18 protein-coding genes and 3 pseudogenes are annotated in these 17,861 nt (G+C 68.3%); 7 read left to right on the forward strand and 14 right to left on the reverse strand.

What is annotated here, in order from left to right; translation table 11 throughout:
• A partial coding sequence (locus ACFU5O_RS35245; protein ID WP_384246658.1) for a hypothetical protein occupies positions 1–292 on the reverse strand: 292 nt, incomplete at its 3' end.
• Between the two features lie 97 nt (positions 293–389).
• Positions 390–518 (reverse strand): hypothetical protein, encoded by a 129-nt coding sequence (locus ACFU5O_RS35250; RefSeq protein WP_384246660.1) that lies wholly within the window; start codon positions 516–518, stop codon positions 390–392.
• 20 nt (positions 519–538) lie between these two features.
• Between ACFU5O_RS35250 and ACFU5O_RS35255 the strand changes: the two are divergent.
• A pseudogene (locus ACFU5O_RS35255) lies at positions 539–976 on the forward strand (Tn3 family transposase); the annotation flags it as partial.
• A gap of 137 nt (positions 977–1,113) precedes the next feature.
• On the opposite strand, the pseudogene ACFU5O_RS35260 reads toward ACFU5O_RS35255, so the two are convergent.
• From ACFU5O_RS35260 to ACFU5O_RS35285, 6 genes and pseudogenes are all read right to left on the reverse strand, one after another.
• Positions 1,114–1,167, reverse strand: a pseudogene (locus ACFU5O_RS35260) (hypothetical protein); the annotation flags it as partial.
• A 114-nt stretch (positions 1,168–1,281) separates the two neighbouring features.
• Positions 1,282–3,738 carry an FG-GAP-like repeat-containing protein gene (locus ACFU5O_RS35265; RefSeq protein ID WP_384246661.1) on the reverse strand — a complete coding sequence of 819 codons (2,457 nt, stop codon included), beginning with the start codon at positions 3,736–3,738 and terminating at the stop codon, positions 1,282–1,284.
• A gap of 495 nt (positions 3,739–4,233) precedes the next feature.
• Positions 4,234–5,319 carry a hypothetical protein gene (locus ACFU5O_RS35270; protein WP_384246662.1) on the reverse strand — a complete coding sequence of 362 codons (1,086 nt, stop codon included), beginning with the start codon at positions 5,317–5,319 and terminating at the stop codon, positions 4,234–4,236.
• A 104-nt stretch (positions 5,320–5,423) separates the two neighbouring features.
• A complete protein-coding gene (locus ACFU5O_RS35275) occupies positions 5,424–5,693 on the reverse strand; it encodes a helix-turn-helix domain-containing protein (RefSeq protein WP_384246664.1) in 270 nt (89 codons plus the stop codon).
• Positions 5,694–5,748: 55 nt separating this feature from the next.
• Positions 5,749–6,048, reverse strand: coding sequence for a tyrosine-type recombinase/integrase (locus tag ACFU5O_RS35280; protein WP_384246665.1), 300 nt, complete (start codon positions 6,046–6,048; stop codon positions 5,749–5,751).
• Positions 5,940–6,890 (reverse strand): site-specific integrase, encoded by a 951-nt coding sequence (locus ACFU5O_RS35285; RefSeq protein ID WP_384246667.1) that lies wholly within the window; start codon positions 6,888–6,890, stop codon positions 5,940–5,942. The genes ACFU5O_RS35280 and ACFU5O_RS35285 overlap by 109 nt, the downstream gene beginning before the upstream one ends.
• Before the next feature lie 361 nt (positions 6,891–7,251).
• Here ACFU5O_RS35285 and ACFU5O_RS35290 point away from each other — a divergent pair, with 361 nt between their 5' ends.
• Entirely contained in the window at positions 7,252–8,019 is a 768-nt protein-coding gene (locus ACFU5O_RS35290) for a dienelactone hydrolase family protein (RefSeq protein WP_384246668.1), read from the forward strand.
• 281 nt (positions 8,020–8,300) lie between these two features.
• Entirely contained in the window at positions 8,301–8,771 is a 471-nt protein-coding gene (locus tag ACFU5O_RS35295; protein WP_384246670.1) for a DUF4259 domain-containing protein, read from the forward strand.
• Between the two features lie 134 nt (positions 8,772–8,905).
• Here the strand turns inward: ACFU5O_RS35295 and ACFU5O_RS35300 are convergent, their stop codons facing one another.
• Positions 8,906–9,508: a hypothetical protein gene (locus ACFU5O_RS35300; RefSeq protein WP_384246671.1), complete on the reverse strand. Its 603-nt coding sequence runs from the start codon at positions 9,506–9,508 to the stop codon at positions 8,906–8,908.
• 198 nt (positions 9,509–9,706) lie between these two features.
• Entirely contained in the window at positions 9,707–10,699 is a 993-nt protein-coding gene (locus ACFU5O_RS35305; protein ID WP_384246672.1) for an alpha/beta hydrolase family protein, read from the reverse strand.
• 185 nt (positions 10,700–10,884) lie between these two features.
• Here ACFU5O_RS35305 and ACFU5O_RS35310 point away from each other — a divergent pair, with 185 nt between their 5' ends.
• The 3 genes and pseudogenes from ACFU5O_RS35310 to ACFU5O_RS35320 form a co-directional block, all read left to right on the forward strand.
• Positions 10,885–11,520, forward strand: coding sequence for a GNAT family N-acetyltransferase (locus ACFU5O_RS35310; protein WP_384246674.1), 636 nt, complete (start codon positions 10,885–10,887; stop codon positions 11,518–11,520).
• Between the two features lie 35 nt (positions 11,521–11,555).
• Positions 11,556–12,401: a PaaX family transcriptional regulator C-terminal domain-containing protein gene (locus ACFU5O_RS35315; protein WP_384246719.1), complete on the forward strand. Its 846-nt coding sequence runs from the start codon at positions 11,556–11,558 to the stop codon at positions 12,399–12,401.
• Between the two features lie 139 nt (positions 12,402–12,540).
• A pseudogene (locus ACFU5O_RS35320) lies at positions 12,541–12,804 on the forward strand (transposase); the annotation flags it as partial.
• A 590-nt stretch (positions 12,805–13,394) separates the two neighbouring features.
• Here ACFU5O_RS35320 and ACFU5O_RS35325 read toward each other — a convergent pair.
• The 3 genes from ACFU5O_RS35325 to ACFU5O_RS35335 form a co-directional block, all read right to left on the reverse strand.
• Entirely contained in the window at positions 13,395–13,733 is a 339-nt protein-coding gene (locus ACFU5O_RS35325) for a MerR family transcriptional regulator (RefSeq protein WP_384246675.1), read from the reverse strand.
• Positions 13,734–14,595: 862 nt separating this feature from the next.
• The gene (locus ACFU5O_RS35330; RefSeq protein ID WP_384246676.1) at positions 14,596–14,904 is read right to left on the reverse strand and encodes a hypothetical protein; all 309 of its coding nucleotides are present in this window, start codon (positions 14,902–14,904) and stop codon (positions 14,596–14,598) included.
• 368 nt (positions 14,905–15,272) lie between these two features.
• Complete coding sequence (locus tag ACFU5O_RS35335) at positions 15,273–16,106, reverse strand: hemolysin III family protein (RefSeq protein WP_384246677.1); 834 nt, start codon at positions 16,104–16,106, stop codon at positions 15,273–15,275.
• Positions 16,107–16,329: 223 nt separating this feature from the next.
• On the opposite strand from ACFU5O_RS35335, the gene ACFU5O_RS35340 reads away from it, so the two are divergent.
• The gene (locus ACFU5O_RS35340; RefSeq protein ID WP_384246678.1) at positions 16,330–16,890 is read left to right on the forward strand and encodes a hypothetical protein; all 561 of its coding nucleotides are present in this window, start codon (positions 16,330–16,332) and stop codon (positions 16,888–16,890) included.
• Positions 16,891–17,338: 448 nt separating this feature from the next.
• Here the strand turns inward: ACFU5O_RS35340 and ACFU5O_RS35345 are convergent, their stop codons facing one another.
• Complete coding sequence (locus ACFU5O_RS35345) at positions 17,339–17,542, reverse strand: cold-shock protein (protein ID WP_030224583.1); 204 nt, start codon at positions 17,540–17,542, stop codon at positions 17,339–17,341.
• Positions 17,543–17,861: the final 319 nt, after the last annotated feature.

Consider the following 17,861-nt stretch of genomic DNA (forward strand, 5'->3'; position numbering starts at 1 on the left):
TGAACGTGGAGCGCGGCACAGGCGGCACCACGAGGGTGCGGGCGGCGGCCAGCAGCCGCATCTCGGCGGCCAGCAGCGTGCGGGTGGTGTAGGTGTGGGAGCCGATGGGCCGGTAGATGCTCGAGCCGTCCGGGCGCACCAGGTCGGGATAGGCAGGGTTGAGTTCGGGCGGGGTGACGTCCAGACAGTCGCCGCCCGCGAGGACCTCATCGGCGATCCCGTCGGCCAGGTCGAGGGGGGCGGTGGCTCCGGCCAGGGTGCGCATCAGGTAGCGGCGGGCCTCGGCCAGCACGTGCCGTCGGCGGAAAGTGGCGCTTCGGCGGTGGCGGGGGTGCCACTCCCCCACCGCCGGGGCCGGGGCGCAGCGCGTCGGCTGCGCCCCGGGTTGATCAGTCCTGGACGAGTCGCAGGGCGCGCGCCTGGGCGGTCGTGTCGAGCGCCGGGGTGCACCACGACAGAGTGAGGCAAGCGGTGACGGCGTCGAGGTCCTGGCGGAGGAAGTCGGCGAATCCCTGCATCGGCTTCGGGGCATCCTGTTCTGTACCGCCCGGCGGCCGGCGAGGACAACAACTGGCCGAACCTCGCGCCGGTGCTGTCAACCAAGACGATCAACTGGGACCTGATCCGCCAGCAGTACGACCAGATCATGAAGTACACCACCGCGCTGCGGCTGGGCACCGCCGAGGCCGAGCAGGTTCTGCGCCGCTTCACCCGCGGCGGGCCCAAGCACCCCACCTACCAGGCGATCGAGGAACTCGGGCGGCGCACAGCGTTCGTCTGCGACTACCTCGCCGACGTCGAACTTCGGCAGGAGATCCACGAGGGATTGCAGGTCGTGGAGAACTGGAACTCGGCGAACAAGGACCTCTTCGACGGCAAGGACGGTGACCTGGCCGGGGCGGACAAGGAGTCCCAGGAGGGGTCCATGCTCGCCCTGCACCTGCTCCAGTCCGCTCTCGTGCACGTCAACACGCTGCCGCCCTGTGGGCGGCGCGGGCTGGGCACCGCCTTGGCCGTGGCGGCCTGGTCCAGCTCCAGGCGGCTGTTCATGTCCAGCTCGAACCGGCCGTAGGGGTTCACGTGCGTCCAGAAGAGCGGTGACAGAGCCCGCCGGTCGGCGTCGGTGAGCATGTCGGCCCACTTCGGATCGGCAAGTACCTGCTGCATCACATGCCGGCTCACCGACAACAACTCCGCCTCACACGCCGGCCGTTCAACGACCGCGCCCCCTGCCGGAACGGTTCACGCTCTGGCAGGGGGCGCGGCATGGGCGCTCTGGCGTCAGCCGCGGGGGAGACGGTCGTTCAGCCAGCCGGTGGCCGCCCCGTTGTCCCGGACCACCAGGTAGTCGTTGCGCTTGTCTCCGTCGAGGTCGGCGAAGTCGATGTTGTCGCGGGGGGCACCGACCCCGGAGGCAACTTCACCGGTCCACTTCCACGCCCAGCCTCCACCTGCGGCGGGGCCGTTGTTCAGCCAGGCGCGTACCTGCCCGTGGTCGCCGAGAACGAGATAGTCGACACGGTCGTCCCCATTGAGATCGACGAGCCGTACCTGCTCCCGTGCGGCGCCCACCCCGGAGGCGACCTCACCCATCCACTTCCACGCCCAGCGCCCGCCATCGGCGGGCCCGTTGTTCAGCCAGGCCCGGGCGCGGCCTTGGCCATCGAGGACGAGGTAGTCGGCACGCTCGTCGCCGTTGAGATCAGCGAAGCGCACCTGGTCGCGTGCGGCGCCCACACCGGAAGCGACTTCACCAGTCCACTTCCATGCCCAGCCGCCGCCTTCGGCGGGGCCGTTGTTCATCCAGGCGCGCGCCTTGCCCTGGTCATCGACCACCAGGTAGTCAACACGGTTGTCGCCGTTGAGATCAGCGAGGCGTACCTGATCACGGGTCGCGCCCACGCCGGAGGCGACTTCGCCGGTCCACTTCCACTTCCAGCCGCTGCCGGGAGCGGGGCCGTCATTGAGCCAGGCGCGGATTCGCCCCTGGCCGTCGATGACGAGGTAGTCGTCCCTGCCATCGCCATTGAGGTCGGCCCACCGCAGGTCGGATCGGGGGGCGCCGACCCCGGAGGCGACGGTGCCCTTCCAGTCCCAGCCATCATCTGTGGCCGGGCGCTGCGTAGCGCACGGGGACGGGTCCTGCGGACGTGGGCGGGCTATCCAGCCATCGCTCATTGCCTGGTGGATTCCCCTGTAGAAGGCGTTGGCCATCTTCTCGTAACCGATGGCCTTGGGGTGCAGCCAGTCGTTGAGGTCTTCGGGTGTGAGGGCGTTCATGTCGACCAGCCGCACATGGTCACCGGAGGCCCGGAAGCTGTTGACGATGCCGGGCATTGCGGCGTTGTACCGCTTGATCCGCTCGTTGACTTCCGGGGTGGAGGACGGCACGAGTGTGGCGACCAGGACGGTGGTTTCCGGGGCGGCACTGACGATCTTGCTGATCAGTGTGCGCAGCCGGGCGGGCGCCTGGTCTACGTCTACGTTGCCGTTCATGTCGTTGGTGCCGATGTGCAGGGTGACCACGTTCGGCCGGTACCTGGCCACGGTGCAGTTGGCGATGGCGTTGATCTGGCCGATGCTCCAGCCCTTGTGCCCTTCGTGGTCTCGGTCAGGGCCGGTGCCCGACTTCACCGTGCCGACGAAGTCCAAAGAGCGCAGATCGTGTGCGAGGAAGTCCCACACCCGGCCCCTATAGCTTGAGCCGCCCTGCGCGCCGACACCGTAAGTGATGGAGTCTCCCAGGGGGAGCATCCGTATGTCGGTGGTGCTGGCTGCTGCGGGGAGCTGGGGCAGGCCCCGCTTTTCCAGCTCACCCTTGACCGCGCCCACGCCGAGACCGGAACCGATGGTCCAGTCTCCGGGCTGGGTGTTCTGACCGGGAAACTGGCCGTCGGTATCGGGGTCGGGCTGGGTGGCGTTTCCGCCCGCACCGTCCGAGCCGGTGTTCGCGGGCCCGTTCTCGTTCCCTTCGCGGGCGCAGTCCAGCAGCGCGGTCACCATCTCCCCCGCCCCTGCAATGGCGGCTTGCCGCTCCATCTCCTCTTCGCAGCGGGCAAGGTGATCATTGAACCGTTGGAAGTCATCCCGGTTGGCCATGCGGTTGTCCTGCGCGCCCTGCTCGGTCTGCACCGCGCTGAAGTGCTCGTAGTCGAACCGGGCCAGCAGGCTGGCACAGTCCTGCGCAGCGTCGGAGAAATCGTCATCGCCCAGCACCGCTTGCAGGTCAGCGGTGCCCAGCAGGCCGTTGGGGCGCGCTCCACCAGCCTCATCGAATGATTCGAAGTTCCAGCCCGAGGCAGTGGTGCGTACCAGGTTGGTGGTGCATTCCCGCAGCTCGACCACCTCGCGGTAGATCTGGTTGACGCGGGCGATCTCGACGTTGCCGATGAACACGTTGCCGTTGCCCGGGGCGGTCAGCCCCTCAACGGCGTTCTCGTGGATGATGATCCGGTCAGCGACGAAGGTGTTGTTGCGGTAGATGCCCGCGTTGCCCAGGTACAGGTTCCCTCCCTCGACCCGTACGGTGCTGCCGTTGAAGAAGTTGTACGCGTTGCCCACGATGTTGTAGGCCGCGCGGTCGGTACCCCACCGGCAGTTGATGACGTTAATGACGCTGCCGCAAAAGGTCACCGGCCGGTCAGCTGCGCGGGCTGTGGGCAGCGCCGCACCTATCGATATGAGCAGTGCCGCCACCAGGGCCAGCACCGCTGTTCTTATGGTTCTCGGCCACGCCATGGCCGCCCCCTTCGCTATCTCCCATAGTCCGCGGCCCCTCAACTGCCCGTGCTTCCCGCCAGATTGCAGGGGCCGCCGTTCACTACCGGTGAAGCTACCGGCGACGCCGGCCTCCAATGTGGAGAGCCGACCTTACGGAGTCCTTACCGAATGCGCCCGCCCTGCGGGCCACCCAGGAGGCCAAAACTGGCGACCTCGCGTAATCGAGAGTCGCGTATTCCTCGGCTCTTGAGGGCTTGTGGTCGCCGTGAGTGGTCGCCGGGGGCATAGTGCCGCCAGGTCCCTCCGCTCTCGGCGGCGAGTTGGGCTGGTAGCCGAGCATGCGGGCGACCACGGGTGCGGGGGCCTGGAGCACGAGGTGACGGATTGCTGACGTGCGTCCTCGCTGGGTGGGGAAGCCCAGGTGGCGGAGGCGGAGTTCGAGGGTGTCCGGGGTCATGGGCTGGCCCGCCCGTCGGCCTGGGAAGAGCCATAGGGCGCCGGGGTTGGTTGCGTTCATGGTGTTCGGCCGCTGGCCCAGGTAGTCCAGCAGCATCCCGGCAAAGGGCTCAGGGACGGGCGACGGCGGTCGCCGAGCCGGATCAGGGCCTCGCCGTCCTCATGGAGCACGTCGTCGATGGTGAGCCGGGCGATCCGGGTGAGCGGCTGGGCGTAGAGGAGGACGAGCGCGGCGGCCACGCGGTCCTGGAGCGGAATGTCGTCGCCGTTGACGGTCTGCCGCAGCAGAGTGAGCCGGTGGTGCTGGGCTAGCGGGGCGGGGTTGCTCGTGGAGCGGTGCGGGACGGCGACCTTCGGCATGTGTTTGGACCGCATCGCCCATCGCAGGAAGGCATGGGTGAGGCGCCGGGCGGTGTAGCCGCCTGCGTACCAGGCGTCGACATCGGCCTGGTTGCAGTCGGCGAGGGCCCGTCCACGCTCGGCGAGATGATCGAGAAAAGCGGTCGCGAGGCGGAGCTCGTCGCGGGCCTGCTGGATCTGCTTGCCGGTGAGCGGACCGCGGTCGGCCAGGGTGTTCAGGCGGCGCTGGACGTGCCAGGCGGCGAAGAGCTCCAGCAGCCGCCGGTGCTCGGCATCGACGGTGGTCAGCATCTCGGCGAGCCAGCGCTGGAACAGCAGCAGCTGCCGGTCGGCCGGAGGCAGGATGCCGGTCTGCATGAGCAGGTCGCGCAGGTAGGCGACCGAACGCCAGGGGGTGAGCTGGCTCAGCCCGTCGTGGGTGAGCGGGACTTCGCCGCGGGCCAGGGCCCGCAGGTTGCGCTGGACGTGGGGGTGGCCGCTCCAGGTCATCCCGCCCCATGGGCGGCGCATCTGCCGCAGCGCGTCGAACAGGGGGAGAAGTTCGGCGCGGACGGAGCCGGTGCCGTCGTCGAGGAGTTCGCGGAGCCGCTCGGTCAGAACGCACCGGCCGCAGATCCCGCGCCGGTAGCGCCGGGCCTCCTGGCCGCAGCGTTCGCAGGTGAAGTCACCGAGCCCGCCGGCGCAGTCAGTGCAGAGCTTGCCGCCGTCCGGCGCGAGGCCGGGGGTAAGCCGCTCGGCGCCACAGCCGACGCACGTCCCGTAAATCTCCAGAGCCCGGGTCATGCACCTTTGGCAGATGTAGCCCTCAGGCCAGTGGTTCGTCTCGGGCCGCACCGCCCGGCCGCAGCGGGCGCAGAACCGCGCGCTCGCCGGCACTCGGGTCCGGCTCACCCTTCGGGCCGGATCCGGGCACGCTTGGGACGGACCGCCGACAGGTCGACGACCGCATCGCCGGTGGCGACCTTGCGGATAGCGGCGTTCTCAGCCTTGGTGGCGATCAGGTCGGCCGGGGTGCACTCGAAGATGTCGCAGAGCGCGGCCAGCACCGGCAGCGACAGCCGCTCGGGGGTGCCGGTGACCAGCCGGTGGACCTGGGAGAGCGACAGGTTGATGCCCCGCTCGGCCAGCGGCGGGGCCAGCTCGCTGGTGGTGAACATCCTGGCGGCGTCATCCGCTCCCGCAGTCGCCACTGGTAGCTGACCTGGCGTTTCATCACGCCCTCCTGACGGGTTTGAGCGCGGCCTCGACCGTGGAATCCAGGGCCCGCCGCAGCGTGCGGGTGCGGAAGTCGGAGGAGACACAGGTGTAGATCGAGGTCGTGCTGGCATGGTCGTGGCCGGCTTGCTGCTGGACAAATAGGGCGTCCCAGCCGTCTTCGATCAAGTGGGTGACGTAGGACCTTCTCAGCGAGTGAAAGTCCAGGACCGATCCAGTCCGAGATCGTCGCGATAGGTGGCGAAGCGGGAGTCCAGCCGTTGCAGGCCCACCCGCCGTCCGCGCTCGGACGGCCACAGGGCCGGCCCGTCCGCGTGGCGCATGGCGGGTCGGACTTCAGTCGTCCACTGGTCGAGGATCTCGGCAGACCACTCCCACACGGTAAGGACGCTGCGGCGCTTGGGCGGCGAGCCCTTCTTCGCCTTGCCGTGGCGGACGTAGCACACGCCGTACTCGCCGAACTCCACCCCTTCGGGGTTGCGGCCGAAGTCGGCGACATCCAGCATCCGCGTCTCGTTGCGCCGCAGCCCGTAGGCGTACGGTCTTGAACAGCATCGCGTCGCGGAAGGCGCAGCCAGCCCTTGCGGCCACGGCCCCCGGACACGGCTCACATCATCGTCGGCATGGTCGAAGAAAGCCTGCAACTCGTCCCGTGTGAAGGCCCGTTTCGGGGACTCCGCCTCGCAATCCTGCATGTGCACGGCGGTGTTCCACTCGTGACACACCTGCACCGGATGCGTGCCGAACCGCCGCTCGCACTCGGCCGCCCAGCCGTAGGCCGGGTCGGTGGCGTAATCGCAGAACAGCCGCACCGCCTCCTGGTAGCCGCGCAGCGTCGAGCGTACGCAGCCGCGGACCGCCCGCAGGTCACCGAACCACTCGTCCGCCAGCGGCGAGGACCAGGTCCAGGGGAAGCCGTCCGCGTGCGCGGCGAACGCCCGCACCTTCCGCTCACGCCCGTTGATGGTCGACAGCGCGAGGTTCCGCGCCAGCTGCTGGTTGCGCCAGCCGTCCAGCATCGCCTCGAAGACCTGCTCCTCCGGCCGCAGCAGCGGCACCCCGTCGGCCAGATGCAGCCGTGCGGCCCCTGGTGTCGTCCCGTCCTTGCCCGCCAGTTCGTCACGCTCCGTAGATCGCATCCAGCGCGAGAATCTCGCATCAGATGCGAAGCCCGGGGAGGGACGGCAGGTCAGCATCCGATCGAGTGAAGCGGCACGAGACAGGCCCGGCCTGTCGACTACCGTCTCAGCAGACACGCCGTGGACCATCTATCCGCTGATCAGCGGCTTCCCGATGCCAGCCCGGCCAACGCGGCGCAAAATGCATCCAGTTCGCATCAGATGCGATTCGCGGCGGTTCCGAGATACGCGCCAGAGGGGCAACGGGATGATCTTGAAGCCCTGAGCCCTGCCCCCCGTATTTCAGAGGGATACCCGCGCTGTTCTGCCAGCGGCAGAACACCGGCAGGACCGGGCTCGACGATCACTACAGTCCAGTCTCATGACGACGATTACGACGCGCACGGTCGAGTATCGGGCCGACGGTTTGACGATGACCGGGCACCTCGCGCTCCCGGCCGGTGTCGACCGCCGGCCCGCGGTGCTGCTCGGACCAGAGGGCATGGGGCTCAGCGACGTCGAGCGCCGCAGGGCCGATGCTCTCGCCGAACTGGGATATGTAGCGCTGGCCTTCGACCTCCATGGCGGGCGCTATTTGGGCGACCCCGAGGAGATGCTGGCCCGTTGCCTGCCGCTGCTCGCTGATCCCGACCGGATGCGGGGCATCGGCCATGCGGCGCTCGATGTGTTGCGCACCGAACCGCGGACCGACCCCGACCGGATCGCCGCCATCGGCTACGGCACCGGGGGCGCCATCGCGCTGGAACTCGGGCGCGGCGGCGTCAACCTGCGCGCGATCGGGACAGTCAACGCAACTACCACGGGCCGACCGGGCGAGGCGGCGCGCATTCGCTGCCCGGTGTGGGCCGGGGTCGGGTCGGAAGACCCGATCATGCCGCCCGCGCAACGGAACGCGTTCACCGCTGAAATGCAGGCCGCGGGCGTCGACTGGCGCCTCGCGGTCTATGGCGGCGCCTTGCACGCCTTCCACCACCCGCCGGTCGGCCACCCCGTGGCCCCCGGTGTCGGCTACCACCCACGGCACGCGCAGCGAGCCTGGCGCGACGTCGTCGACCTGCTCGCCGAGTGCCTGCCCGTGACGGAGGATCTGGGGCATGACCCAGGTAAGCATGCTGGCGCCGGGTACTGACAGTCCACTCCCCTCAAGTCCGCACAGCAGGAACTCATTCGGGCGGATACTCGATCGCGGAGACGTATGCACAACTACCGCAGTAAGTGCCGGATTTACTGCGACGGAGCCCCTGCCGTGATCGTCGCGACCTGCGGCGGTCCGTTCCGGCCGCCAGGGCGAGGTGCACGCATTTACTGCGGCTTCATTGTGCTGACCACGTGCGAAGTCACATCAAGATCAACTCATTGCCCCTCTGGCGCGTATCTCGGCTGGACCCCTAGTCATGTTGTCAGTCCCCGATGCGAGGATGCGGGCGACCTTACGCAAGGGAGATCAGCCTGGGCACCTGGGATACCGGCCCCTTCGACAACGACACAGCCGCCGACTTCGCCAACGCTCTCGACGACGCCGAGCCCGAGGCGCGCGAATCTCTGATCCGAGGCGTCCTCATCCGGACGATCGACGCCACCGGCTATCTCACGGAAGCAGAAGAGGCGGTGGCCGCCGCTGCACTCATCGCGGCGCAATGTCCGGGAGGCGAACCCGTCGACATGTCCTACGGTCCGGAAGAACCTATGCCTGTGTTCCCTTCCGACCTTCGGGCAACCGCCGACGACGCCCTCGCCCGCATCGCCAGCGACGAGAACGGGCCGGCCTCAAACTGGGTCGACCCGGAGGACTGGAAGCAGTGGCGGTGCATACTCACCCGCCTTCGCGCCGTGCTTGCCCCGTCCCCACCTTCCATCGCTCTCTTCGATGTCCAGCCATAACGGAGCGTCACTCGGCACGAAAGCTGAGCCAGAACCTCTCTAGGGACAGCACTTGTCGACCAGTTCGGAAGGCAGCTGTTGATCAATTGGTCCAAGAGTGTCGAGGAGAAATGACGGCAGTTTGGGGCCATCGACTACGACTGCAATTGCGCAGGCGGGACTGATGGGCCCAGGATCTCCAGGACGACCGCCGTTCCAGCGACAGTCCTGTCCTCGTGCATGGTGATCACTTGACCAGGCTGAAGCTGCTGCCACTTAGACGGGGAAAGCGGGGCGAGACGTACCGTGGCCAGCCCTCCGGGCTCCATGAAGGGCGTGAACTCCACCCAAAGGGCGGCTATGTAGAGGTCGGGTTCGCCTGTCGGGGTCTTCCCTCCGATGTTCCACATCGGTCGTAGGACGCCAGCTCCGGAGAAGGGTGTCTGCCGGCGGGCCTCGTGGGCTGGTCTGAGAGTGAGGTCGGCTCGGATGATGCCGTTGCGGATTTCGAAGCAGCGCCAGTGACACCAGGCCGCGCTCCTGTCGAGTCGCATCTGCTCGGCGGCGGTGGCGAGGGTCTGCCAGAAGGCGAGCGGAAGCGGGTGGGCATCACCAAGCTCCTCCAACAGGTCGAGAGCGACTTCCCACTCGTCGTGGGCGAGGTACTCCCAGACGTCGTTCACCGTGATGTCGTTCTCAGTGGCGACGGCTTCGGGGACCAGCAGTGAGGCAGCTTCCAGCAGCTTGGGAACGTCCATGCCTCGATTCTGGACGATGCTCTTTGTCCCGTGGGCTGCGCATCCCGGAGCCGCATGCTCCGCTGAAACAGGACAACAGGACGCGGAACCTCCAGCCGCCCGTCAGGGCGGCAGGCCGTGTGTCGGCGTTCGCTTCAAAGTGCACCGGGCGGTACACGCGAACGTGCACAACGCGCCATGGCTGAGGTTGCGGGATTGTCATCGAGTGGCATTGCTGCCTCTGCCGAGATCCTTGAGGAACTGTCGTTGGCCGTTCAGGAATCCGACCGCGAAGAGCGAGCGGGGGCAGAAGAGCGCGGTGAACGCGGTCTTGAGGTCCGACTGCTCGATGGACTGCTTGACCAATGAATGGGCCGCGTCCGGGTAACGCTTGACCGTCAAGGCACCGCCTGCGTCCAGCACCTTGCGGTAGATGCGCTCCGTGTCGGCGGTGTCCACGTTGATGTCATGGCCTGCGAGGGTCAGCAGTACCGGTACGCCGCGCAGTGCGCGGAGGTCTTGCGTGGCGTCCGCGGTGTAGTTCTTGGAGATGAAGCCCCAGCGATCGGCGGTCATGCCGTCCGGGTCGCCACCCCTCGCCCTGACGTACTCCTCGAAGGGCGCTTGGCGTTCCAGCAGCCGGCGGGCGGTGTCGCTCTTGGCGATCTCGGCCTTGGTGCGGGATGCCGATGCGCCGTCGGCGCGCAGCTCGGCGAGGAGGTTGTAGCGCCCCTGCTGGAGCCAGTTGATCGCGGGCGAGACGGCGATGACGAAGCTCACGGGCGTCTTGGCTGCGACCTTCGGCAGGACCCAGCCCGCCTGGCTGGCGCCCCAGAGTCCGATCCGGTCGCCGTCGATGTCCGGGCGGGCGCGCGCCCAGGCGATGGCGGCGGCTGCCTCGTTGGCCCGGTCGTCCATGGACTGGTCGAGCCAGTCGCCGGGTGCGCCCGCGACGCCGGGCTTGTCCCAGGACAGGGAGGCGTACCCGGCCTTGGCGTTCGCTTCCCACATGGGCTTGTAACCGTCGTCGTGGGTGGCGCCGACGGGGCCGTCGCCGTGGACGTACACGACCAGGCCGTGGCGCTTGCGGCCGTCCTTGGGGGTGGCCAGTACGCCGTTCAGGGTGTGGCCGCCGTGGCGGATCGAGACCCGCTGCTCGTCCATGCCGTAGGAGTTCTGCCACAGCACCGCACCGACGAGACCGGCGGCCACGACGAGGACCGTGACGAGTGACCACACGGCTATGCGGAGCCCGCGCCGTCGGGGTTGGATCTTTGGACACATGGGAGTTGACCGCCTCTGTTCGGGTTCAGAGAGCCAAAACTATCACTGCGAGCACGGCCGTCCTGAAGATGATAGTTTTGAGTTGAGGTTACAGCGAGATAAGGAGGCACGGCATGGGACTGGACGCAACGGGCGCCGGCACTGGACCGGTGGCAGTCCGGCGGGGCGTCCCGGCCGGAGCAGAGCGGCGGGCGGCCGAGCTGTACTGGGACGCCTTCGGCCGCAAACTCGGCCCCGCTCTGAACCCGCCGGACAAGGCGGTGCCCTTCCTCGCCGCCCACTTGAACGCCGATCGCGCGGTCTGCGCGCTCCTCGACGGGCAGCTCGTCGGCCTCGCCGGCTACCAACTCGGCGGCCGGGCCCTCACCGGAGGATCGGCCTCCGCCGTGCTGCGCACGTACGGACACCTGCGAGGACTGCACCGACTCCTGCTCCTCGCCCTGTTCGAACGCCACCCGGCCCCCGGGCAACTCGTCATGGACGGCATCGCCGTGGACCCGGGCATACGCGGCCGCGGCGTCGGGAGCCTGCTCATAGAGGAAGTGGCCGCCGTCGCCGTGGAGCAGGACTGCCGCGAGATCAGACTGGATGTGATCGACACCAACCCGCGGGCCAGGGCCCTGTACGAGCGGCGCGGCTTCACGGCCGTGCGGACCGAGCCCACGCCCTACCTGCGCGGGCTGCTGGGGTTCGGCGCGGTGACCACCATGCGTCGCGCCGTCAAAGCGAGAGGAGCGACAGAACTGTGAGCGCCGAGACGGACCACGTCGAGGTCCCCACCCGCATGCTCGTCCACGCGCTGATCCGCGAGGACGGCACCGTCGGAGCGGACGAACTGTACACCGTCGCCAACACCCTGGGCATGAGCGACCAGCAGGTGCGGCTGTGCGTCAAACGCCTCGTGGCCGAAGGCCGGTTCACCCACGAGGGCCGAGGCCGCAAGGCGGAGCTGCAGGCGACCGCGGACACCACGCGTGCCCTCGCCCCCAACGCGGACTTTCTCCGGCACGCATTCCAGCAAGACGCAGGGCTCGCGCCCTGGGACGGTGTCTGGCACCTGGCCGCCTTCGCGGTGCCCGAATCGGCGCGCACGGCCCGAGACTCCCTGCGCGAGACGCTCGTCCACCTCGGCGGCGCCCCGCTCCAGGGCGGACTGTACGTCTGCGCCAACACCTGGGAACCGTACGTCGAAGAAGCGGCCCACCGCCTCGGTGCCCATGGCACGCTCACCCTCCTCACCACGACGGATCTGCGCAGGGGCGACACCCAAGAGCCTGCCGAACTCGCCCGCCGCCTGTGGCCCCTGCAGGAGATCGCCGACCGCTACCACCGCCTCAGCCGCATCGCCCAGCCCCGCCTCGCCCGGCTCACCGGCACCGCCGGACTCTCCCCATCTGCACTCCTCACCATCGCGGTCGAGCTGGCCGCCGAACTCACCCGCGCCATAGAGCCCGACCCACTGTTGCCGCCGCAGCTCCTGCCCCAACCCTGGCCCGGCACGCAGGCCCGGGAGCTCATCGCCCGGTGCTGGGCGGCCCTGCACGAACGAGAACGCGGCGAAGCCCGCCCTGCCCTCTTCCGCCTCTACACCGACATCACCCGGGAAGCGGCAGACCGCGTCGCGCGCTGACGACGGAACAGACGGCGCAGGTCACGTCTGTTGGGCGAAGGCACCGAGAGGCACCCGCCCCTCCGGGCAGACGGGCATCAGATCAAGTTTGTGCACTTTGATTCGTACCGACCGGTGTACGTTCGGGTGTACGCCGACAGACCTGCGTCGCCCCTGGGAGAAACCAAGCTCCCCGGACAGACTCACCCCCGCCCGTGTCCGCGGGGACTTCCGGCACATCCGCCCGAAGACCACCTGCCCAGCCGGTGCACAGAAACCCTCCCGCCCCGGCCCCGGACGACCCCCAGGTCGAAAGAACATCCGGCCAACCCAACGCCACGACGTGCATACACCCCGCAAAACACAACCCGCGAAACCGAAAACGAAGAAATCAACAACCCCGAAACCGCACCGCACAGGTTAAAGATCACCACGGCCATCGTGCTGGCCGACGATCCCGGCGGGGACGTCACTGGCCGCCAGCCGTGACGGGCCTCGGGGCGAACGCCTCCACCGGAGCTTGGGCGCGGGAGGCATCCTTCGAGCCCGACCTCCCTCGAACGTGTGAGCGACATGGTGGCGGATCCGGTGGAGCCGCGGCCGTGGCGTGTGGAGGACGGGCATGCGCCGCGGGTGTGGATGTGGCCGCCGAACGATCCGCCGGCGCCCAAGGTCTGGTCAAGGGGCCGATGGCGGTGGGCGACTGTCACGGCGCGGCAGGACTGGTCGGACGGGCGGACCGTGTATCAGGTGGCCGTCGACCTGGACGGCTCGTCCCGTGCTGGTGCGGTTGCATGGCTGGCCGCAGCCGGACTTGCGGGTGGGTCGCTGGTGGCGGGGCGTGTGGCGGGATAGCTGCCGAATAGAGCACTGACCACATCCGCAACCATGCTATGACGCGGTCGCGTGGGGTCGACGCCCCGCCTTCAAGTTGCCCGGAACGCTGTACGTCCCGGGCAGCATGCGCGGGCGGCAACCGCGTAACTCCTGGGCGAGTTGCACGCCTCAGCCGCCTCAGGCCGCGGGCGGTGGCTTCAGCGATTCGGCGGCGCGGCGGTATTGGGCGTTGATGCGCTGGGCTTCTTCGAGCTGGTCTTCGAGTATGACGATGCGGCAGGCAGCTTCGATGGGGGTGCCCTGGTCGACGAGCTCACGCGCTCGGGCGGCGATGCGCAGCTGGTAGCGGGAGTAGCGGCGGTGGCCGCCCGCCGAGCGCAGTGGCGTGATCAGGCGGGCTTCGCCGACGGCGCGGAGAAAACCCTGGGTGGTGCCGAGCATCTCGGCGGCCCGGCCCATGGTGTAGGCGGGGTAGTCGTCGTCATCGAGACGGTCGAACGAATCGTCTGCTGTCATTGCACCTCTCTGTGGAACGCGTGGGAGGGGCCCTGGTGCCATATGGCACCAGGGCCCCGAAGGAACTTGCTACACCATCTGCCGGCCCTGGTACTGCGCCGGCCTTCTGTTTCCGCACGCCCGCCCGGGAGAGGACGGGGAATGCGGGGATCGCGGTTGCTTGACCGGAGACCACCTCACTATCGATGTCCTGCGGTACCCGGGCTCAAGACTCCGCCCGGGCGATCCTGATGGCGCGGGCTCCTCCGTTCTTCCTCGGTGATCAACTGTCTACCAAGCGGGGACTACGTACTGCTGGTACTGCATCTACTGCCTACTGCTGGTGATGCGAACTGCTCAGTGGCCTACGAAAGCGCCACTCTTCGACAGCCAGCCCCGTCGCCCGTCCTGCGTCTGCTCTGGCTTGGAACCCCACTGCCGAACCTCCCGGTGCGCGCGCCCGCAGCCGACGCCTTCACCGAGGTGCTGCTCACTGACTTCACTGCTGGGTACTGCGAACTGCAACTGCGGTACTGCTCACGGCGGCCCCTGATCACTGCGGGCCACCCGGTCCAGTCGTCAGTCCCGTCGCCGTCCTGCAACAACCCTGGCTTCGGAACTCCACCACCGCACCGTCCTGCGAACTGCAACTGCCTGTACTGCGGGTACTGCTGCCCGGCAGTTCATCTCTGCCAGGCCCGGCTGTCTCTCTGGGCTACGAGAGAAACCTTAACCACACCACCGCCCAATGTCTACTCCAGCCAGCATAGATTTTCGCGCGCTCGACGGTGAGGTAATCGACCCCGACAGAGGTAAGGGCAGACGTGCGAAGGTCGCCGCCAAGTCACGTTCGGAGTTTGGGGTGTGCCCGGCGGGCGGACGGTCAGGCGGGCGGCAGGAGCTGGCTACCGATGCGCTGCCAGTGATCGCGCGGCGGACAGGCCGCGTCGTCGGCGGCGTCGAGGCGTGCTCGCGGGCCACGTTGACGGCGCCGATGACGTCCCCCGCGTCCGCGGCCCTGGCGATCCTTCGACGATGGTGGCGATGTAGTCGGCATCGGCACCGTGCAGGCGCGCGGACCAGGGCCCGTGATGTCGGACGCCAGCCGGACGGCCTGCTCCCCGGCGCACATCAGGATGCGCGGGACGCCGTAGGCGGCCTCGTCGTCTGGGTCGTCCGGGTCGACGGCCATGATCAGGTAGGTGACTCTGCGGTCGCCGCCGAGGAAGGTTGGCAGCCGAGGGCGGCCAGCTCTGCGCGTCAAGACGCCGGCCTCATCCGCGGCGTTGAGGAAAAGGCGGTCCGCCTGCGAGGTGTCCTGGGGGCCGAGTACGCTGACCGGCCGCGGCTGTCGAGAACGCCTTCTGCAAGCAACTTCTCGCTCTGCTGAAGCAGTGGATGCCAGCTTTCGCGAGCATCCACGCCGAGATACTCCAGCCCGCGCGCCCCCAGGTGACCGGCTGGTTGCCGGGAACGAGCTCTCTGCGCGAGATCGCCGGTCGGCTGGTCATCCGGACGGGCAAGAAGTGCGGCGAACCCCCCTCACTCGCGAGCGTGATATCAGTAGGTGGCCAGGGAGATGGCGGTGTAGTGCGCGGTGAAAGCCGCCACGGTCAGCGCGTGGAAGACCTCGTGGAAGCCGAACCAGCGGGGTGAGGGGTCGGGCCGCTGAAGGGCGTAGACCACCGCGCCCACACTGTAGAGAAGACCGCCGGCCACAATCAGGACGAGTACGGCTGTTCCGCCGGTGTGCAGGAAGTCGGGCAGGTAGCGCACCGGCGCCCACCCCAAGGCCAGGTAGCACGGGGTGTACAGCCAGCGCGGAGCTCCGACCCACAAGACCCGGAACGCGATGCCAGCCGCTGCGCCCGCCCACACGATCCACAGCAGCACGGACCACTGATCCGGCGGGAGGAGGAGCACGGCCAGGGGGGTGCAGGTGCCGGCGATGATCAGGAAGATGTTGGCATGGTCGAGACGTCGCAGAAGAGCCTCGCCGAGCGGCCCCCAGGTACCGCGGTGGTAGATGGCGCTCGTTGCGAACAGCAGCCAGGCGGTGACCGAATACACGGCGCAGGCCAGGACCGCCTGCGGAGTACGGGCCAGGCAGATGAGTACGACGCCTGCCATCAGTGCGGCAGGGACCATTCCGGCATGGAGCCAGCCACGCAACCTCGGCTTGATCGGTTCGGCCAGGTCGGCCGCCCGCTCCACCAGGGCGGCAACCGAGCGAGTCTTCTCCCCGGCATCGCCACCTTGTGATCCGCAGGGCAGCCCGTCTTCACGGCGTTCTCCACGCGCTGACGCGGCGACGTGACTACATTCGACTTCAGCGGCGTCGCGGGACACAGCTTCCCCTCCTCCCTCGGACTCCTGGGCGTCGCTGGCAACCATGCGATCATGCTAGTTAGACCGCACCCGGACAGCATGATGGGAGGTCGGTCCCGAACCCCAGGACGACATCGCCGGGCATGGGCCGGTTCGCCACCGCGTGAACTCCAGCCCCGTTGATGCTGCCGACGATTGAGCCTGCCGAAGCCGAGTAGATCGGCTGGTCAGGGGAACGATCAGGGCTTCCGAACGGGCATCTCCGCTCGCCTACGCGCAAGGATCGCCGATGCTTCCTGAGGTCCGCCCCCACGTATCCGCCCCGCTCGCACACCATCTGGAACACCAATTGGGCCTGGCTTCGCATCTCGAAGCCGGCCATCTCGATGTGGAGCGCGTCGCCGGCATCGCAGTCGTCGCAGCTGCCCACTCCGATGGCTATGCGGCCACCGGCCATCTCCTCGGGCTGCTGGCCGCTTTGCCTGCCCCCACCAAGGCAGGAGAACGCTTCTGGTCGGACCTGTGGAGGTCTTCGGGCACCGCGTACCTGCTACCCGTCAACGTCAAGGCCCTGGTGCTGCGTTCCCTGGCAGGAGAAGGGACCCCACTGGCCCGACAGATCCTCTCGGCCGTCGATGAGATGACACCGTCCCAGCGCGTCGCGGCCGGGGAGGTGATCGGTCAATCCCTCTCCGAGTCCGACCACTTCCCCGACCTCAAGACTCAGGTCATCGGAGAACTGTGGCTTCGGGATCTCGAGCTCACCGCCTGGCGCGTCCTGCACGCAGACAGCAGATCGGACGATCCCGCTGGACGGAAAACCTTCCTCGACGCCTGGACCAGCGTCTGAACGCCTGCTCCTCCAGGCAGCCGGGCAGGGCATGCGGCGCCCGAGCGGCACGCGGCGCGCAGAGCCGGCCTCGTATCGCTACTCATCCGGCTCAGTGCTGGTGACCTTCCGATCAGCCCATGGTCGCCGACAGCCTGCGCGCCCGCGACCTGGACCGGAGCGACTGGGCCCTCCGCGCAACGGCAACTCGTACGCGAAGGCGGCCGAGGCCGGGACAACCCTTGAAAGACCCGAGTTCAGGAAGGACCCGGTCGAGGTCGCGTCGGCCCCAGATCCCCCTCAACGGATCAGGGCCGCGCAGCCAATGCTGCGCGGCCCTGATACTGGGTGCCATGCGTCCTATCGACGCCGGGCACGAGAGTCCCTTGCCCGGCTGGAAGCGCGGCCCACACGGGCGGCGGCAGTCACCGGACGCGGCGTGCCCTATCCCTCGGGATAGGGCTCAGAGTCAGGCCGGGTTGATGTTCTCGGCCTGCGGGCCCTTCTGGCCCTGGGTGACGTCGAACGTCACGGTCTGCCCCTCCTGGAGCTCACGAAAGCCCGAGGAGTTGATTGCGGAGTAGTGCGCGAAGACATCCGGGCCGCCCCCGTCCTGCGCGATGAAGCCGAAACCCTTCTCCGCGTTGAACCACTTCACAGTTCCCGTAGCCATAGTCATGCCTTCCAGTCGATGAACGCCTCCCACTCCATGTGGAAGGCAGAGGTGATCGCCCTGGTTCCTGCGGCACAGCACAGCAAAACGCCCACACCAATGCGTGGGCAAAGGGAAACTCCGAACCACGACAGCTGACGCAGACGCTACACGCCCACACACCACGTCACCACAGGAACATCACGCCGCACCGGGACCGTAGCGTGCGGCTGTTGCAAGCAGTGTGGGCCCCCCCCGCGCGCGCCGGGGGGGGCCCCCCCCCGGGAGGTGAGGGGTCGGGGAGGGGCGGGTTGCCCGGCCGTGCGGGTCGGGGGGGCGG

The organism is Streptomyces sp. NPDC057445, from assembly GCF_042802855.1.
Classification (GTDB): Bacteria; Actinomycetota; Actinomycetes; order Streptomycetales; family Streptomycetaceae; genus Streptomyces.

What these genes read in the sequence shown, in the direction of transcription:
- ACFU5O_RS35265 (WP_384246661.1), bottom strand. Translation starts at nt 3,738, where the DNA reads ATGGCGTGGCCGAGAACCATAAGAACAGCGGTGCTGGCCCTGGTGGCG.
- ACFU5O_RS35250 (WP_384246660.1), bottom strand. Translation starts at nt 518, where the DNA reads ATGCAGGGATTCGCCGACTTCCTCCGCCAGGACCTCGACGCCGTCACC.
- ACFU5O_RS35310 (WP_384246674.1), top strand. Translation starts at nt 10,885, where the DNA reads ATGGGACTGGACGCAACGGGCGCCGGCACTGGACCGGTGGCAGTCCGG.
- ACFU5O_RS35275 (WP_384246664.1), bottom strand. Translation starts at nt 5,693, where the DNA reads ATGTTCACCACCAGCGAGCTGGCCCCGCCGCTGGCCGAGCGGGGCATC.
- ACFU5O_RS35290 (WP_384246668.1), top strand. Translation starts at nt 7,252, where the DNA reads ATGACGACGATTACGACGCGCACGGTCGAGTATCGGGCCGACGGTTTG.
- ACFU5O_RS35325 (WP_384246675.1), bottom strand. Translation starts at nt 13,733, where the DNA reads ATGACAGCAGACGATTCGTTCGACCGTCTCGATGACGACGACTACCCC.
- ACFU5O_RS35340 (WP_384246678.1), top strand. Translation starts at nt 16,330, where the DNA reads ATGCTTCCTGAGGTCCGCCCCCACGTATCCGCCCCGCTCGCACACCAT.
- ACFU5O_RS35270 (WP_384246662.1), bottom strand. Translation starts at nt 5,319, where the DNA reads ATGACCCGGGCTCTGGAGATTTACGGGACGTGCGTCGGCTGTGGCGCC.
- ACFU5O_RS35300 (WP_384246671.1), bottom strand. Translation starts at nt 9,508, where the DNA reads ATGGACGTTCCCAAGCTGCTGGAAGCTGCCTCACTGCTGGTCCCCGAA.
- ACFU5O_RS35295 (WP_384246670.1), top strand. Translation starts at nt 8,301, where the DNA reads ATGCGAGGATGCGGGCGACCTTACGCAAGGGAGATCAGCCTGGGCACC.
- ACFU5O_RS35330 (WP_384246676.1), bottom strand. Translation starts at nt 14,904, where the DNA reads ATGGCCGTCGACCCGGACGACCCAGACGACGAGGCCGCCTACGGCGTC.
- ACFU5O_RS35335 (WP_384246677.1), bottom strand. Translation starts at nt 16,106, where the DNA reads ATGGTTGCCAGCGACGCCCAGGAGTCCGAGGGAGGAGGGGAAGCTGTG.
- ACFU5O_RS35285 (WP_384246667.1), bottom strand. Translation starts at nt 6,890, where the DNA reads ATGCGATCTACGGAGCGTGACGAACTGGCGGGCAAGGACGGGACGACA.
- ACFU5O_RS35315 (WP_384246719.1), top strand. Translation starts at nt 11,556, where the DNA reads ATGCTCGTCCACGCGCTGATCCGCGAGGACGGCACCGTCGGAGCGGAC.
- ACFU5O_RS35345 (WP_030224583.1), bottom strand. Translation starts at nt 17,542, where the DNA reads ATGGCTACGGGAACTGTGAAGTGGTTCAACGCGGAGAAGGGTTTCGGC.